This is a genomic window from Chitinophaga sp. GbtcB8 (genome assembly GCF_019091455.1).
In the GTDB taxonomy this organism is placed as follows: Bacteria; Bacteroidota; Bacteroidia; order Chitinophagales; family Chitinophagaceae; genus Chitinophaga.
The window spans coordinates 1-236 of sequence record NZ_JAGXJN010000417.1 but is presented as its reverse complement, the minus strand read 5'-3'; the positions used below and the strand labels follow the sequence as shown (position 1 = coordinate 236).

Genomic DNA, 236 nt, shown 5'->3' with positions numbered 1-236 from the left:
CAGCTTCAGCTTACCCATACTGCCCAGGTAGCGGAAGATCTTTACCAGGTTACGCCCTTCTCCCAAAGCGCCAATATAATGCACACCGGAAGCAAAGATCACCTTATTACGAACATAGGTTTGCAGGCATCCGCCTATTTGTTTATTCTTTTCAAATCCGGCTACGCGATACCCGTTGCGGCTTAATAAGGCGCCGCAAACCAGGCCTCACAGGCCGCTACCGATTATGGCTACAT

At 50.0% G+C, this 236-nt stretch carries 1 protein-coding gene; it reads right to left on the bottom strand.

Annotated elements, in window-relative coordinates; all coding sequences use genetic code 11:
* Window positions 1–204 (bottom strand): NAD(P)-binding protein (locus KVT36_RS32225; protein ID WP_254640288.1); only part of this gene is annotated, 204 nt, incomplete at its 3' end.
* Window positions 205–236: the final 32 nt, after the last annotated feature.